The 16373-nt window shown below is 59.7% G+C and carries 16 protein-coding genes; 13 read left to right on the top strand and 3 right to left on the bottom strand.

Features of this window, described 5'->3' with window-relative positions:
- Positions 1-48 precede the first annotated feature (48 nt).
- Both AKL27_RS09235 and AKL27_RS09230 read left to right on the top strand, forming a co-directional pair.
- Positions 49-636: a GNAT family N-acetyltransferase gene (locus AKL27_RS09235; protein WP_050462518.1), complete on the top strand. Its 588-nt coding sequence runs from the start codon at positions 49-51 to the stop codon at positions 634-636.
- A gap of 21 nt (positions 637-657) precedes the next feature.
- Entirely contained in the window at positions 658-1827 is a 1170-nt protein-coding gene (locus AKL27_RS09230; RefSeq protein ID WP_050462517.1) for a vWA domain-containing protein, read from the top strand.
- 46 nt (positions 1828-1873) lie between these two features.
- Here AKL27_RS09230 and AKL27_RS09225 read toward each other — a convergent pair whose 3' ends face one another.
- Positions 1874-2071, bottom strand: a complete 198-nt coding sequence (locus tag AKL27_RS09225; RefSeq protein WP_050462516.1) for a heavy-metal-associated domain-containing protein — start codon at positions 2069-2071, stop codon at positions 1874-1876.
- Between the two features lie 158 nt (positions 2072-2229).
- Here AKL27_RS09225 and AKL27_RS09220 point away from each other — a divergent pair, with 158 nt between their 5' ends.
- From AKL27_RS09220 to AKL27_RS09210, 3 genes are all read left to right on the top strand, one after another.
- On the top strand, positions 2230-4653 hold the full coding sequence (locus tag AKL27_RS09220) for a heavy metal translocating P-type ATPase (RefSeq protein ID WP_050462515.1): 2424 nt from the start codon (positions 2230-2232) through the stop codon (positions 4651-4653).
- Positions 4650-5045 carry a Cu(I)-responsive transcriptional regulator gene (gene cueR / locus AKL27_RS09215; RefSeq protein ID WP_050462514.1) on the top strand — a complete coding sequence of 132 codons (396 nt, stop codon included), beginning with the start codon at positions 4650-4652 and terminating at the stop codon, positions 5043-5045. Before AKL27_RS09220 ends, cueR begins: the two co-directional genes overlap by 4 nt.
- Positions 5046-5225: 180 nt before the next feature.
- The gene (locus tag AKL27_RS09210; RefSeq protein WP_050462513.1) at positions 5226-5978 is read left to right on the top strand and encodes a DUF3658 domain-containing protein; all 753 of its coding nucleotides are present in this window, start codon (positions 5226-5228) and stop codon (positions 5976-5978) included.
- Positions 5979-5988: 10 nt separating this feature from the next.
- Here AKL27_RS09210 and cadR read toward each other — a convergent pair whose 3' ends face one another.
- The gene (gene cadR / locus AKL27_RS09205) at positions 5989-6471 is read right to left on the bottom strand and encodes a Cd(II)/Pb(II)-responsive transcriptional regulator (protein ID WP_050462512.1); all 483 of its coding nucleotides are present in this window, start codon (positions 6469-6471) and stop codon (positions 5989-5991) included.
- A 96-nt stretch (positions 6472-6567) separates the two neighbouring features.
- Here cadR and AKL27_RS09200 point away from each other — a divergent pair, with 96 nt between their 5' ends.
- The 8 genes from AKL27_RS09200 (at position 6568) to AKL27_RS09165 (ending at position 15418) form a co-directional block, all read left to right on the top strand.
- A complete protein-coding gene (locus AKL27_RS09200) occupies positions 6568-8910 on the top strand; it encodes a heavy metal translocating P-type ATPase (protein ID WP_050462511.1) in 2343 nt (780 codons plus the stop codon).
- A 54-nt stretch (positions 8911-8964) separates the two neighbouring features.
- Complete coding sequence (locus tag AKL27_RS09195; protein WP_050462510.1) at positions 8965-9402, top strand: hypothetical protein; 438 nt, start codon at positions 8965-8967, stop codon at positions 9400-9402.
- A gap of 135 nt (positions 9403-9537) precedes the next feature.
- The gene (locus AKL27_RS09190) at positions 9538-10971 is read left to right on the top strand and encodes a TolC family protein (protein WP_050462509.1); all 1434 of its coding nucleotides are present in this window, start codon (positions 9538-9540) and stop codon (positions 10969-10971) included.
- On the top strand, positions 10968-12356 hold the full coding sequence (locus AKL27_RS09185; RefSeq protein WP_050462508.1) for a multicopper oxidase family protein: 1389 nt from the start codon (positions 10968-10970) through the stop codon (positions 12354-12356). Before AKL27_RS09190 ends, AKL27_RS09185 begins: the two co-directional genes overlap by 4 nt.
- An 18-nt stretch (positions 12357-12374) precedes the next feature.
- On the top strand, positions 12375-12893 hold the full coding sequence (locus AKL27_RS09180; RefSeq protein WP_050462507.1) for a cupredoxin domain-containing protein: 519 nt from the start codon (positions 12375-12377) through the stop codon (positions 12891-12893).
- 8 nt (positions 12894-12901) lie between these two features.
- Positions 12902-13345: a DUF411 domain-containing protein gene (locus AKL27_RS09175; RefSeq protein ID WP_050462506.1), complete on the top strand. Its 444-nt coding sequence runs from the start codon at positions 12902-12904 to the stop codon at positions 13343-13345.
- A 26-nt stretch (positions 13346-13371) separates the two neighbouring features.
- A complete protein-coding gene (locus AKL27_RS09170) occupies positions 13372-13713 on the top strand; it encodes a copper-binding protein (RefSeq protein ID WP_050462604.1) in 342 nt (113 codons plus the stop codon).
- Positions 13714-13780: 67 nt separating this feature from the next.
- Positions 13781-15418 (top strand): fatty acid--CoA ligase, encoded by a 1638-nt coding sequence (locus tag AKL27_RS09165; RefSeq protein ID WP_050462505.1) that lies wholly within the window; start codon positions 13781-13783, stop codon positions 15416-15418.
- Positions 15419-15494: 76 nt separating this feature from the next.
- On the opposite strand, the gene purU is transcribed toward AKL27_RS09165, so the two are convergent.
- Entirely contained in the window at positions 15495-16364 is an 870-nt protein-coding gene (purU, locus tag AKL27_RS09160; protein ID WP_050462504.1) for a formyltetrahydrofolate deformylase, read from the bottom strand.
- Positions 16365-16373 lie beyond the last annotated feature (9 nt).

Below are 16373 nucleotides of genomic sequence, written 5' to 3'. Positions count from 1 at the left end.
GTCGCATCCATGCGTTCACAGCAGTAATCGCACATCAGGGAGGCTGTCATGCAATTCTTGCACCCGATCACGCTCAAGGGCCAGTACGCCACGCTGGAACCTTTGTCGCCGGATCATCACGATGCACTGATCGCGGCAGTATCCGATGGCAAGCTGTGGAAGCTCTGGTACACCTCGGTGCCCAAGCCGGAAAACATGGCGGCCGAAATCGAACGGCGGCTGGCCTTGCAGGCTCAGGGCAGCATGTTGCCGTTCGTGATGCGACGCCATGATACCGGCGCCCTGTGCGGCATGACGACCTACATGAATGCCGACGCCATCAACCGCCGGCTGGAAATCGGCAGCACCTGGACTGCCGCCAGCGCCCAGCGCACCGGCATCAATACCGAATGCAAACTGATGATGCTGACGCATGCCTTCGAGTCGCTGCATTGCATCGCCGTCGAATTCCGCACCCACTGGATCAACCAGCAGTCACGCACCGCCATCGCCCGCCTCGGCGCCAAGCAGGACGGCATCCTGCGCAATCATCAGCGCAGCCCCGATGGTTCGCTGCGTGACACGGTCGTGTTTTCGATCATCGAATCCGAATGGCCCACCATCAAACACCACCTGCAATACAAACTGGGACGCTAAGCAACGCTGTTGCGCCATGTCATGCTAATCGATTTCTTTTTCACGCTTAAAGATGCCCGCATTCCGGTCTCGATCAAGGAGTTTCTGGTCTTGCTCGAAGCCATGCAAAAAAACGTCATCTCGCCGTCGCTCGACGATTTCTATTACTTGTCGCGCATGACGCTGGTCAAGGATGAAGCCAACTTCGACAAATTCGACAAGGCCTTCGGCAGCTATTTCAAAGGCATCGAAACGGTCTTTGAAAAGAATCCGGAAATTCCGCTCGACTGGCTGCTCAAGCGCATGCAGCGGGAACTGACGCCGGAACAAAAGGCGGCACTGGAAAAATTCGGCTATGAAAAGCTGATGGACCGCATGCGCGAATTGCTCAAGGAGCAAAAGGAACGACACGAAGGCGGCAGCAAATGGATTGGCACCGGCGGCACCTCGCCGTTCGGCAACGGCGGCTTCAATCCGGAAGGCATCCGCATCGGCGGCGAGAGCCGCAACCGCAGCGCGGTCAAGGTGTGGGACGAACGCACTTATAAAGATTACGACGGCGAGCGCGAACTCGGTACCCGCAATATCAAGATTGCGTTGCGACGACTGCGCAAGTTTGCGCGTCATGGCCTGGAAGATGAATTGGCGCTGGATGACACCATCCGCGCCACTGCCAACAATGCCGGCTACCTCGACATCCGCATGCGCGCCGAGCGCAAGAACAATATCAAGGTCTTGATGCTGTTTGATGTCGGCGGCTCGATGGACGATCACATCGCCCGCACGGAAGAACTGTTTTCCGCATCCCGCACCGAATTCAAGAATATGGAATTCTTTTACTTCCACAATTGCGTCTATGATTTTCTGTGGAAGAACAACCGTCGCCGTCACGCCGAGCGTTTTCCGACCTGGGATGTGTTGCGCAAATATACGCCCGATACCAAACTGATTCTGGTCGGCGATGCCACCATGAGTCCTTATGAAATCGTGCAACCCGGCGGTTCGGTTGAATACAACAATGAAGAAGCCGGCGCCGTCTGGCTGCAACGGCTGACCTCGACCTTCGCCAATCACGTCTGGCTCAATCCGGAACCCGAAGGCTTGTGGCAATACCGGCAATCGATCGCGCTGATCCGGCAACTGATGGGCAATCGCATGTATGGCCTGACCATCGACGGTCTGGAACAGGCGATGCGCCTGCTCAGCAAATAAAACTGCGGGGCCGGATGGCAATCTGCCATGCCGCCCCGCCCCGCGATCAGACTGCGACCGGGGTATACCCTGCGTCCTTGATGGCGGCGGCGAATTCTTCCGCATCCACCGCGCTGTCGATCACGACCTGCTTCTGATCCAGTTTGATTTCCACCTTGGCGGCAGCATCGACGTCATGTACTGCTTTGTTGATGGTGCTGGCGCAGTGGCCGCAGGTCATGTCGTTGACAGTAAATGTTGTCATTTTCAGGCTCCTTTGATTCATCGAAGTTGCAGCTTAAACCTTCCCTCCATGACAAGGTCAAGCCAAATAAAGTACACAAACGTATTAATATAGGCCTTGACCTTACCATGCCAGGAAGGTCCATCATGCAATCACTATCAACCCTACGTGGAATTGTCATGTCAGACCAAACAGCCGTCCTTACTCGCGAACTGGCACTCCCGATCAGCGGCATGACGTGCGCTTCGTGCGTCAGCCGCGTCGAAAAAGCCTTGCGCGCCGTACCCGGAACGCGCGACGTGAGCGTCAATCTTGCCACCGAAATCGCTACCGTGCAGGGCGATGCCGCCATGGATCCGCAAGCCCTGGCCACCGCCGTACGCAAAGCCGGCTACGACACCAAGGAACAGGAAATCACGCTGGATGTGGCCGGCATGACCTGCGCCTCGTGTGTCGGGCGGGTCGAAAAAGCCTTGTTCAAAGTGCCGGGCGTAAGTCAGGTCTCGGTCAATCTGGCGACCGAAAAAGCCACCATCACCACGCTGGCCGACATTCCACCGGCCAGCCTGATCGCGGCCGTCAAGCAAGCCGGCTATGAAGCATCGCTGCCGGTCGCCACTGCCAGCGCCAGCACCGTCAACGCAGCACCAACCTGGTGGCCGGTGGCGGTGGCGGCAATCCTGACCGCACCGCTGATGTTGCCGATGTTGCTGATGCCATTCGGCGTGACGTTGGAACTACCGGCCTGGTGGCAACTGGCACTGGCGAGCCCGGTGCAGTTCTGGCTCGGTGCCCGCTTCTATCGCGCCGGCTGGCGTGCCTTGAAAGCACGTACCGGCAATATGGATTTGCTGGTCGCGCTCGGCACCAGCGCCGCCTTTGGCCTGTCGCTGTATCAGATGCTGCGCGCCGGTGAGCACGGCCATGGCATGCCGCATCTGTACTTTGAAGCATCCGCCGCCGTGATTACCCTGGTATTGCTCGGCAAGTGGCTGGAAACCCGTGCCAAGCGCCAGACCGCCGATGCCATCCGCGCCCTCAATGCACTGCGTCCGGATCAGGCCACCTTGCGCCGCGACGGCGCTGACCGCACGATACCGCTGGCATCGATTGTCATCGGCGATCTGATCGTGGTCCATCCGGGGGAACGGGTAGCGGTTGACGGCACCGTCACCGAAGGCATCAGCCATGTCGATGAATCCTTGCTGACCGGTGAAAGCCTGCCGATTGAAAAACAAGCCGGCGACCATGTCACCGCCGGCGCCATCAATGGCGATGGCTTGATGCTGGTGACGACGACCGCCATCGGCGCGGAAACCACCTTGGCGCGCATCATCCGCATGGTCGAACATGCGCAGGCTGCGAAAGCGCCGATCCAGCGTCTGGTCGATCAGGTCAGTGCGGTATTTGTTCCGGTAGTGCTGGTGATCGCGCTGGCGACCCTGCTCGGCTGGGGCCTGATCGGCGGTGATTGGGAGCAGGCTCTGCTCAACGCCGTGGCGGTGCTGGTGATTGCCTGCCCGTGTGCACTGGGACTGGCAACGCCGACTGCGATCATGGCCGGCACCGGGGTCGCGGCGCGTTACGGCATTCTGATCAAGGATGCCGAAGCGCTGGAGATCGCGCATCGCATCAGCAAGGTGGCATTCGACAAGACCGGCACGCTGACTGAAGGCAAGCCGACACTGGCAGCCTTGCACGCCACCGATGGCGACGACAACGCCATGCTGGCCGTCGCGGCAGCACTGCAACGCAACAGCGAACATCCGCTGGCACGCGCCGTCACGCATGCTGCCACGCAAGCGCAATTGAGCGTGCCGCAATCGGGTGATGCCAAAGCAGTGCCGGGACGCGGCATCGAAGCCCTGGTCGATGGTCAGCGCTGGTATCTCGGCAGCGCGCGCTGGATGCAAGAACTCGGCGCCGCCACCGACGCGTTGCAAAGCCGCGCTGCGGCACTTGAAGCGGAAGGCAAAACGATTTCCTGGCTGGCCTCGCGGCAGGCTGATGAACAGGTGGCCGCGCACGCCCTGCTGGCGTTCGGCGACCGCGCCAAACCGAGTGCACAACAAGCGGTGGCGCGTCTGCGTGAGCTCAACATCGGCAGCTTCATGCTGACCGGCGACAATCAGGGCAGCGCCGCCGCGATTGCCCAAGGTCTCGGTTTGACCGGCTTCCGCGCCAATGTGCTGCCCGCCGACAAAGCTGCCGCTGTCAGCGAAATGCGCAAGGATGGCGCGGTGGTGGCCATGGTCGGCGATGGCATCAACGATGCGCCGGCGCTGGCCGCGGCCGATGTCGGCATCGCCATGTCGACCGGCACCGATGTCGCCATGCAGGCCGCCGGGATTACGCTGATGCGTGGCGATCCGGCACTGGTGGCCGATGCCATTGACATTTCCCGGCGCACTTACGGCAAGATCCGGCAAAACCTGTTCTGGGCTTTCGTCTACAACATTGTCGGCATACCGCTGGCGGCCGCCGGCTTGCTCAATCCGATGATTGCCGGTGCGGCGATGGCGTTTTCCAGCGTCAGTGTAGTCAGCAACGCGCTATTACTGCGGCGCTGGAAAGCCCGCGACAACCACGGAGAGAAATCATGAATATCGGTGAAGCCGCACAGGCCTCGGGCGTATCGGCCAAGATGATCCGTCACTACGAAGAAATCGGTCTGACCCCCAAGGTGGCGCGCACCGATGCCGGTTACCGCGTGTATTCGGAGCGTGACATCCATTTGTTGCGCTTCGTGCGACAGGCGCGCGTGCTGGGATTTTCGATGAAGCAGATCGGCGACCTGATGGGCCTGTGGCTGGATCAGTCGCGCCCCAGCCGCAAGGTCAAGCAACTGGCGACCGAGCACATTCGCGAACTCGACGAAAAAATCCGCGAACTGCAAACCATGAAATCGACGCTGGAACAACTGGCGCAGCATTGCCATGGCGATGCGCGGCCGGATTGCCCGATTCTGGATGCACTCGGTAATCGTTGCCATTGAAGATCATGCCGGTGCGGTACAAGGAATGTGCACCCCGTAAAAACCATCACAAATTTAGAATTTTTTCTAAGAACTCCATTTATCAAGTGCTCTCCAAGTGTCTTGCCCGTCGGATCCGGTCCGGTACCCTGCGCTGCCCGCGCCTGATACCGGCACCGGGCATCAATACACGAGAGCCTTATGCACGAATTTCATTTGACCGACAATGCCAGTACTGCCGGGTCGCTGCGGGTAGCGTTTCCGCATGCACGCGTATTTTGTGCGCATGACGATTACAGTCTCGGACCATTGCGCGACGGCAATAAAAGAGCTGAATTCTGGCGCGGGATCGATCATGGTTATGCTGAACCAGAGGAACGACCGGCGACGGATCCGTTTCAATGCTGGCGTGACTTGCAGACGGAGTTATCTACACTGGAATCCTGCAAGCTGTTTATCTGGCATAGCGGCAGCGGCGCCGAATACATGTTCCTGCGGGTCGCCTGCCATTGGCTCGCCAACACTGTCCATCCCTTGTTTGCGGTGGAAGCGCCGCCGCGACGAGGGCGCTACGCGACAGCAGAGTGGCCGCCATCCGGCCTGAAACGGTTTGTGCGTGATGCCGTGTCAATCGCGGCTACGCAACGTCAAACCTGGGCCTGTGAATGCGAAGCGATTGCACAGCGACCAGAATTACTGCGCATATGCGATGCACATGGCAAGCTGCTTTTTCGCGATCTGAGCGAGCACGATCATTTACTGCTGGCAGCATGTACCCGGCAATGGCAACTCGCGGGCATCGTCGTCGGACAGGCAATGGCGAATGCCGATCCGCGCAACAGTCTGGGGGATGCCTTTCTGCGCTATCGCTTACTGCACTTCGTTGATACCGGCCTGCTCGAAGTGGATGACGCGCGCTGCGAATTGCAGACCTGTTATGTGCGCCTGATCTGATGCGACGCGCCTAACAGCAACCGCCGCTGTGACTGCCCAGATTCACCGGTTTGCAGTCATCACTCATGCTGGCCAATCCCTGCAGGATGCCGCAGTCCCTGGCAGCTTGCGCGTTGTCACACTGGGCGCGCAAGGCATTCAGTTGCACCTGCAACCCCTTGAGTTCTTCAATGCGCTGGGCCACATGGCCGATATGCTTGTCGAGCAAGGAATTGACCGCGCCGCAGTTTTGCTCCGGCGCATCCCGAAACTGCAACAGACTGCGCACTTCATCGAGCGTCATGTCGAGCGAGCGGCAATGGCGGATGAATTGCAGCCGTTCCACATGCTGCTCGCCATACATGCGGTAATTTCCCTGGGACCGGGTGGGCGGCGGCAACAGTGCCTCGCGCTCGTAATAGCGGATGGTTTCCGCCGGGCAATCAGTGCGTGCGGCAAGTTCGCCGATCTTCAATGCGTCGTGCGAGGCGTGTGGTTGTGACAACGGCGTCATTGTTTCCTCCATGACATCAAAATTAATGCTTGACCTTGAAGCTGCTTCAGGGTTTTTAATATACAGCATGTGCACAAGCACCGTCAGGAGAGTTGAATGTCGAATTGCAGCCACAGCCACGATCACAAGCACGACCACAAGCATGAGCGCCAACATGATCATCCGCATGATCACGACCAGGCACACGCGCATCATCATGATCATCACGAAGCAGGTCATTCGCACGCCTGTGCTCACGAACACACGGCGACAGCGCCGCAGGCCAGACCCGATGCAGCCTTGCTGCAAGGTAGTCAGGAAGCCGTGTTCTTCATCCAGAAAATGGATTGTCCGACTGAAGAAAAACTGATTCAGGAACGCCTGCGCAACATGGATGGCATCGTTGCCATGCAATTCAACCTGATCCAGCGCGAATTGACCGTGCAACACAAACTGTCTTCGGTCGCGCCTATCGTCAAGGTACTGAGTGGCCTCGACATGTTGCCCAAGGTCAAAGCCGATTCGCTCAATGCAGATGCCGCCAATGACGACGACGGCAGTGATCAGGCTGCGGCCTATGGCATCCCGCGCCGCAAATGGCTGTTGGTCGGCATCGCCGGTGTGGCGGCGCTGGCGGCCGAAGTGGTCGCCTGGACCAGCGGCAATGATCGCTCGCTGGCGGTGATCGCGCTGGCTTTGTTCGCGATTCTGTGCGGCGGTCTGGATACCTTGAGAAAAGGCTGGATCGCATTGCGTCATCTGTCGCTGAACATGAATTTCCTGATGTCGCTGGCCGTGATCGGCGCCGCCATCATTGGTCAATGGCCGGAAGCCGCCGTGGTGATCGTACTGTTCACCCTGGCGGAAATGATCGAATCGCTGTCACTCGACCGCGCCCGCAACGCGATTGCCGGTTTGATGGCGATGGCGCCGGACAGCGCCACCGTGCGCGATGCCAATGGCGAATGGGTCAGCGTCGCCGCCAACAAGGTCGCGCTCGATACCATTGTGCGCGTCAAGCCGGGCGAACGGATTGCCCTCGACGGCCTGATCGTGAGCGGTCAAAGCGCAGTCAATCAGGCACCGATCACCGGTGAAAGCATGCCGGTGGAAAAACAAAGCGGCGATGCGGTTTTTGCCGGCACCATCAATGGCAACGGCGCACTGGACTATCGCGTCACGGCGCTGCAAAGCGAATCGACCTTGTCGCGTATCGTCAAAAGCGTGCAACAGGCGCAAGGCCAGCGCGCACCGACGCAGCGCTTTGTCGATCAGTTCGCGCGCTATTACATTCCGGTGATCGTGATCGTCGCGATTCTGGTCGCGCTGATACCGCCGCTGCTGTTGAGCGCCGCATTCTATCCATGGTTTTACAAGGCGCTGGTATTGCTGGTGATCGCCTGCCCTTGCGCGCTGGTGATCTCGACACCGGTCACCGTGGTCAGCGGCTTGGCGGCGGCCGCCAAACACGGCATCCTGATCAAGGGCGGTGCTTATCTGGAACAAGGCCGCAAGCTGAAAGCGCTGGCGCTCGACAAAACCGGCACCATCACTTACGGCAAGCCGGTGGTCACCGATATCGTGGCATTGAATGACGACGCCAGCGACTTGCTGTTGCGGCAGGCCGCCAGCCTCGCCAGCCGCTCCGACCACCCTGTCTCGGCTGCCGTCGCCGCCTGCTGGAAGAGCCGACAAGACAGCGCGCCGCTGGTCGAGGTCGGCAACTTCGAAGCATTGACCGGTCGCGGCGTGCAAGGTGAGATCGATGGTGTACGCTGCCAGCTCGGCAATCACCGGCTGGTACACGAACTCGGCATGTGCAGCGAGGCACTGGAAGCGCAATTGCTGGCGCTCGAACAGCAGGGAAAAACCACCGTCATTCTGTGCCGCGACAATCGCGTTGCACTGTTGCTGGCGGTCGCGGATACGGTGCGTCCCGGCAGCAAGGATGCGATCGCGCAACTGCGCACGCTGGGGGTCAACGTCACCATGCTGACCGGCGACAACAACCACACTGCGCAAGCGATCGCCGCTACCGTCGGCATCACTGATGCGCGTGGCGATCAGTTGCCGGCAGACAAACTGGCCGCCATTGGCGAACTGATTGCCCGTCATGGCCAGGTCGGTATGGTGGGCGACGGCATCAACGACGCCCCGGCACTGGCCAAGGCCCAGATCGGCTTTGCCATGGGCGCGGCCGGCACCGATACCGCACTGGAAACCGCCGACGTCGCACTGATGGATGACGACCTGCGCAAGATTCCGGACTTCATCCGTCTGAGCAAGCGTACCCATCGGGTGTTGATGCAAAACATCACGATTGCGCTCGGCATCAAGGCCGTGTTTCTGGTGCTGGCCGTCACCGGCGAGAGTTCGCTGTGGATGGCCGTGTTTGCCGATATGGGTGCCAGCCTGCTGGTGGTGTTCAACGGCTTGCGCCTGATTCGCAAGGTCGGCTGATTTGTCTTCACTGCCGACAAATTCCGTAAAACTGATGCTAAACTAGCCGCCATCATGACGCGCACAAAAATCTTCCTGCTCTGGCTGCTGGCCTTTGCGATCCCGTTACAGGGTTTCGCGGCGACGGTGCAGGCGGCGTGCGCGCCGGCCCATCAGCAACATCAGATGACTGCCGCCACCCAGGCGTCGGCGTCCACGCATCACATGCATGGCGGCGACGCTGCGGCAACAGCGGAAGTTGCGGCGCTGTCCCATGCCATGCATGCCAGCGCAGGTGAAGCCCCGGCCACGGGCCACGACGGTCATCCGCATCAGGCCAGCACCTCGTGCAGTTCATGCGCGGCCTGTTGTGTCGGCGCCTTGCTGCCGCTGGCGCTCAACGATTTCTCCGATCTCCCGCGCGTCTCTGCAATCTACGGCAGCAACACTGCCCACGGTTTCGTCGGCTATACGCCGGAAAACCCCGAACGTCCCCCTTCCGTCCTCGCCTGAGCGTCACTGCGTCGTTTTTCTGCAATCACGCTTGTGCGTCACTGCTGACTAACGCCACCCGCTGACGCCATCTGCATTCGCGCTGCACGATTCGGTTCGTGCCAGCTCCGATTCTCCTTTGCACGAGGTCATTTCATGGCTCTATTTATCCGGCCGCGCCTGCGCGTACGGCCCGTCTTGCTGGCGCTATGCGCAGCCGCAGTTCTCAGCGGTTGCGCCAGCTTCAGCGCGGACGGCGGTTTCGACCGCATCCAGCAAGCCGCGCAACAACAGACCGGCAAGCGCACCACCTGGATGCGCTCCGTACAAGATATCGACAGCGTGGCCCACAGCGTCAATGCGCTGCTGGAAAAACCGCTGACGGTGGACGATGCAGTGCAAATCGCCCTGCTCAACAACCGCGCGCTGCAAGCCCGCTACAGCGATCTCGGGATTGCCGAAGCGACACTGGTGCAGGCCAGCCGCATGCCCAATCCGGGTTTCAGCTTCGCCCGCACCCACGGCGGAGATGAACTGAAGATTGACCGCTCCCTGACCTTGTCGCTGATGTCTTTGCTGACGCTGCCGGCCAGCACCGCCATCGAAAGCCGCCGCTTTGAACAGAGCAAGCTGCTGGTGGCACAAAGCATGTTGCAGACTGCTGCCGATACCCGCAAGGCGTATTACCAGGCGGTCGCCAGTCAGCAAAGCCTGAGCTATCAGGAGCAAGTGCGGCTGGCGGCCGAGATTGGCCATGAGCTGAGTCAGGGCATGGCCAGCCGTGGCAATTTCAGTCAACTCGATGTCGCCCGTGAACAAGTCTTTTATGCCGACACGCAGGCGCAATTGACGCGCATGCGCAAGCAAGCCAATGCGGATCGCGAAAAACTGATCCGTCTGCTCGGCCTGTCCGGCATGGCAGGCACGGCAGGCACGGCGCAACAGCCGCGCGCCAATCTGCGTCTGCCGCCGCGCTTGCCGGATACGCCCGCACTGGCAGCCACCCTGCAAGACGTCGAAACCACGGCGATGACGCAACGACTGGATATTCAGGCCATGAAAATGGAAGTCGATGCACTCGCCACGTCCCTCGGTCTGACCCAGACCACGCGCTTTGTGAATGTGCTGGATCTCGGTTTGATGCGCAATGCCGAGCGCGGCAAGGCAGTGGAAAATGGCTATGAAATCAGCATTGAAATTCCCTTGTTCGACTGGGGCGGTGCCCGCGTAGCCAAGGCCGAATCGGTCTATATGCAAGCCGTGCATACGCTGGCGCAAACCGCCATCGACGCCCGTTCGCAAGTGCGTGAAAACTATGACGGTTATCTGCAGGCGCACGCGCTGGCCCGGCAATATCGGGATCAGGTGGTACCGCTGCGCAAACGCATTTCGGACGAATACATGCTGCGCTACAACGGCATGCTGATCAGCGTGTTCGAGTTGCTGGCCGATGCTCGCGAACAAGCCAATGCCGTCAATGCCGCGATTGATGCCGAGCGCGAATTCTGGATCGCCGACGCCGATCTGCAACTGGCCCTCGGTGCACCACTGAGCGCTGCCGGCAACCATCATGAAAGGACTCAACCGTGAACACTCGCCGCACATTCCTGCGCAGTTCGGCCCTGGCCGTCGGCATCGGTGCGATCAGCCGCGTCGGCGCTGCTTCGTTGCCGGAAGCCGTGATTCAAACCGGCGCCGCCACGCAAGCGCCCCTGGCACCGCCCAACGGCCGTCCGTACAACCCGGTGGTCACCCTCAATGGCTGGACGCTGCCGTGGCGCATGCAACAAGGCGTCAAGGAATTCCATCTGGTGGCGGAACCGGTAGTGCGCGAAATCGCCCCCGGCATGAAGGCCAATCTGTGGGGCTATAACGGCCAAAGCCCCGGGCCCACGATTGAAGTGGTGGAAGGCGACCGGGTACGCATTTTCGTCACCAACAAATTGCCGGAACATACGTCGGTGCACTGGCACGGACAGCGCCTGCCGAACGGCATGGACGGCGTCACCGGCCTGACCCAGCCCGGCATCCCGCCCGGCAAAACCTTTGTCTATGAATTCATTGCCAAACGTCCCGGCACCTTCATGTATCACCCGCACGCCGATGAAATGGTGCAGATGGCAATGGGCATGATGGGCTTCTGGATCACGCATCCGAAGGATCCCGGTTTCATGCGCGTGGATCGCGACTTTGTGTTTTTGCTCAACGCCTATGACATCGAACCCGGCGCCGCCACGCCCAAGGTCAACACCATGCTCGACTTCAATCTGTGGACCTGGAACAGCCGCGCCTTTCCCGGCATCGATCCGCTGGTGGTACGGCAAAACGACCGGGTGCGGATCCGGGTCGGCAATCTGACCATGACCAATCATCCGATCCATTTGCACGGCCACGAATTTGTGGTGACCGGCACCGATGGCGGCTGGACGCCGCCTGCCTCGCGCTGGCCGGAAGTGACCACCGACATCGCCGTCGGCCAGATGCGCGCCATCGAATTCGACGCCACCGATGAAGGCGACTGGGCGTTTCATTGCCACAAGTCGCACCATACGATGAATGCCATGGGGCACGGCGTACCAACCATGATCGGCGTCGATCAGAGCGCCGTCGCCGAGAAAATCAACCGCCTGATTCCCGACTACATGATCATGGGCGACAAAGGCGGTTCCATGGGCGATATGGACATGCCGCTGCCGGACAACACGCTGCCCATGATGGGTGGCCGCGGTCCTTACGGTTCATTGGAAATGGGCGGCATGTTCAGCGTGGTCAAGGTGCGCAAGAATCTGGCACGCAACGATTATCGCGATCCCGGCTGGTATCGGGCACCCAAGGGCAGCGTCGCTTACGAGTGGCGCGGAGCACCGCAAGCCGTGCCCGCCGCACCATCGGCACCGGCAGCAGCCAGCAACAACAGCAGCAATCAAACCACAACCACCGTAAATGTCGTGCGCCGCACACATGCCAATCATTGATTTTTACAGGAGCCCGAAATGAAATTCATCTGCCCATCACGTCCTTTGCAACTCCTCCTCGGCAGTCTGTTGCTGGCAGGTGCCGGCAGCGCCCTCGCCGATGCCAGCCATCATCAGCATGGCGCCAGCGCCGACAGTGCAGCCATTGGTCAGCCCGGCAGCGCGGCGCAGGTCAGCCGCACCGTCAAGGTCGACATGACCGACAACATGCGTTTCACGCCAGCCAGTATCAAGGTCCGCCAAGGCGAGACGATTCGTTTCGTCATCAGCAACAGCGGCAAGATCAGGCATGAAATGGTGTTTGGCAGCGATGCCGATCTCAAAGCGCATTACGCGGCGATGCTGAAAAATCCGGAAATGGAACATGCCGACGATAACCAGCTGACCCTCGCCGCCGGCAGGACTGGCGACCTGATCTGGACCTTCAGCAACGCCGGCCTGGTCAATTTCGCCTGCCTCCAGCCCGGCCATTACGATGCCGGCATGAAAGGCAGTGTCACGGTTGCCGCCGGCAAGACCTCATCTCATCAACATTAAGGATCACCATGCAACGACGCACCCTGCTCACCTCCGCCGCAATGGCACTGCTGTTCGGCAAATCCGCTTTTGCTGCGGCGCCCGCCATTGAAGTATTCAAGGATGCCCAATGCGGCTGCTGTACCGGCTGGATAGAACATCTGCAAGCCAATGGCTTTGCTGTCACGGCGCGCAATGTCGACGACACCGGTGTCTACCGGCGCCGCTATGGCATGCCGGATACGCTCGGCTCCTGCCATACCGGTCGCGTGGCCGGCTACACCATTGAAGGCCACGTGCCGGCGCGGGAAATTCAGCAATTGCTGAAACAACGTCCGAAGGCGGTCGGGCTGGCCGTGCCGGGCATGCCGATGGGCTCGCCCGGCATGGAAGGCAAGCGCAACGATGCCTATGACGTGTTGCTGGTACAGGCCGACGGCCGCAGCACTGTCTACCGCCACTATCCCGCATGAGCATCACCCGATTTGAAAGGAACATCATGACTTCACTTTTCTCGCCACTGCTGCTGGCGATGGCACTGATGGTTGCCATCCCCGTCAGCGCACAAAATACCGCTGCCGAAAACCAACAGACGGCAACCACGGACGCCCTGCCGAAAGTCAGCGGCGAAATCCGCAAGGTCGATCCCGACACCGGGAAAATCACTATCCGCCATGCCGAGATTCCCAATCTGGACATGCCCAAAATGACCATGCTGTTTCGCGTTGCCGAACCGGCCATGCTGACGCAGTTCAAGGCCGGCGATAAAGTGCTCTTCTCGGCGCAGAAAATTGACGGCGCACTGGTCGTCACCCGCATGGAAGCAGACGCCCGAAACTAAGGATGTTACATCCCGGCAAAACGGCGCTATCATCTGAGCCTGCGAAAACAAATAAACAGGACAGATGATGAGCGCTCATCCCATCGAGACAACCCCGCAAGCCTATGGCTACCCCTTGCTGATCAAGCAATTGCTGCACAGTGCCATGGCCACCGCGCCACAGCAGGAAATTGTCTATGCTGATCAGCGCCGCCATACCTATACCGAATTCCATGTGCGGATTCAGCGTCTCGGCAATCTGCTGCGCCAGCGCGATATCCGGCCCGGCAATACCGTGGCGGTGATGGATTGGGACAGTCACCGTTATCTGGAATGTTTTTTTGCGGTGCCGATGCTCGGCAGCGTGCTGCAAACCGTGAACGTGCGGCTGTCGCCGGAGCAGATTCTCTACACCCTGAATCATGCCCAGGCCGACATCATCCTGATCAATGCCGAATTCCTGGAGGTGTTCAATCAGATTCGCGGTGAACTGACCACCGCCAAACAATTCATATTGCTGACCGATACCGGCACCGCCGCACCGGACGGCTTTGCCGGCGAGTATGAACAGTTGCTGGCGCAATCCGACGACCAGTGCGAATTTCCTGACTTCGACGAAAATGCGCGCGCCACCACCTTCTACACCACCGGCACCACCGGCTTGCCGAAGGGCGTGTATTTCAGCCACCGCCAACTGGTGCTGCACACGCTCGGCGCCACTGCCGGCCTGGCGCTGGCGCCACAACAGGGACGCCTGCATCGCGACGACGTCTACATGCCGCTGACGCCGATGTTTCACGTCCATGCCTGGGGCTTGCCTTATGTAGCGACCATGGCCGGTCTCAAGCAGGTCTATCCGGGACGCTATGTGCCGGCGACCATCCTGAAACTGATTGCGACCGAAAAAGTGACTTTTTCGCATTGCGTGCCGACGATCTTGCACATGATCCTGAGCGCGCCGACCTGCAAGGATGTCGACCTCTCGCATTGGAAAATGATCATCGGCGGCTCGGCCATGACCAGCAGCCTGACCCAGACTGCGCGCGATCTCGGAATCGATGTCTTCACCGGTTACGGCATGTCGGAAACCTGCCCGATCCTGTCGCTGGCCCAGCTCGATACCGCCGACATCGGCACCGAACGCGATATTCCGACCCGCGTCAAAACCGGCCGGCCATTGCCGCTGGTGGCGCTGCGCACGGTCGATGCGGCCATGCAGGATTGTCCGCATGACGGCAAAACCACCGGCGAAGTAGTGGTCCGTTCGCCGTGGCTGACGCAAGGTTATTTGCATAACCCGCAGGCGTCGGCCGAATTATGGGAAGGTGGCTGGTTGCATACGCAAGATATCGGCAACATCGATCAGCGCGGCTACCTGCAAGTCACCGACCGCATCAAGGATGTCATCAAGACAGGCGGCGAATGGGTATCGTCACTGGAAATCGAGGAAATCATTGCGCGCCATCCGGCCGTCGCCGAAGTCGCCGTGGTCGGCGTCAAGGACAGCAAATGGGGCGAACGCCCGCTGGCGCTGGTGGTATTGAAAGCCGATCAGGCCGGCAAGATTGACAGCGATACCATCCGCAAGCATGTACTGGCAGTGGCGGAAGCCGGCGGCATTTCGAAATACGGGGTACCGGACCGGATTGAATTTGTCACGGCACTGGCACGCACCAGTGTCGGCAAACTCAACAAGCGCGTGATTCGCGAGCAATATCCGTCGTGACATGAAGGCTGATGCCGGCGCTGAACAGCACCGGCATCGTCAGTTGCATGACCTGCGGTGAATCGCGGTGTGAAACTTAGTTGAAAATCACGGTCTTGTGACCGTTGAGCAGAATGCGGTGTTCGATGAACCATTTCACCGCCCGTGCCAGCACCACCGATTCAATATCGCGACCGATGGCCGTCAGCGTATCCGGGCCCATGGCGTGATCAACCCGCTCCACGCCCTGCTCGATGATCGGACCTTCGTCCAGATCGCCGGTGACGAAATGCGCCGTCGCGCCGATCAGTTTGACGCCGCGGTCATGCGCCTGATAGTAAGGCTTGGCGCCCTTGAAACTCGGCAAGAATGAATGATGGATGTTGATGGCACGACCCTTGAGGGCATCGCACAAGGCCGGTGACAAAATCTGCATGTAACGCGCCAGCACTACCAGATCGATCTGATTGGCTTCAACGATTTCCAGAATGCGCGCTTCCTGCGCCTGCTTGGCTTGCGTCGAAGCACCAGCCGCCTGCGGCAAATGATGGAAGGGAATATTGTAGCTGGCGGCCAGTTGATAGAAATCCGTGTGATTGGACACAATCGCCGAAATTTCAACCGGCAGCAAACCGCTCTTGTAGCGGAACAGCAAATCGTTGAGACAATGGCCGATCTTCGACACCATCAGCATCAGACGCGGCTTGACGCCGGCGTCATGCAATTGCCAGTTCATGCCGAGCAAGCCGCCCAGCACGCCGAAATCTTCGCGCAGCACGGCATCGCTGATGGCGACATCTTCCGATGCAAAATGCACGCGCATGAAAAACAGCTTGGACTGGGCATCGCCAAATTGGGCTGAATCAATGATGTTACAGCCGTGATCGGCCAAAAATCCCGAGACGCGATGCACGATGCCACGCTGGTCGAGACAGGACAGAGTAAGGATATATTCCGGGTGCGCCATGATTATCTT

Origin of the sequence: Herbaspirillum autotrophicum, from assembly GCF_001189915.1 — a bacterium.
Classification (GTDB): Bacteria; Pseudomonadota; Gammaproteobacteria; order Burkholderiales; family Burkholderiaceae_D; genus Herbaspirillum; species Herbaspirillum autotrophicum.
The sequence above is the reverse complement of the archived record's forward strand: the minus strand, read 5'-3'. Positions and strand labels throughout refer to the sequence as shown.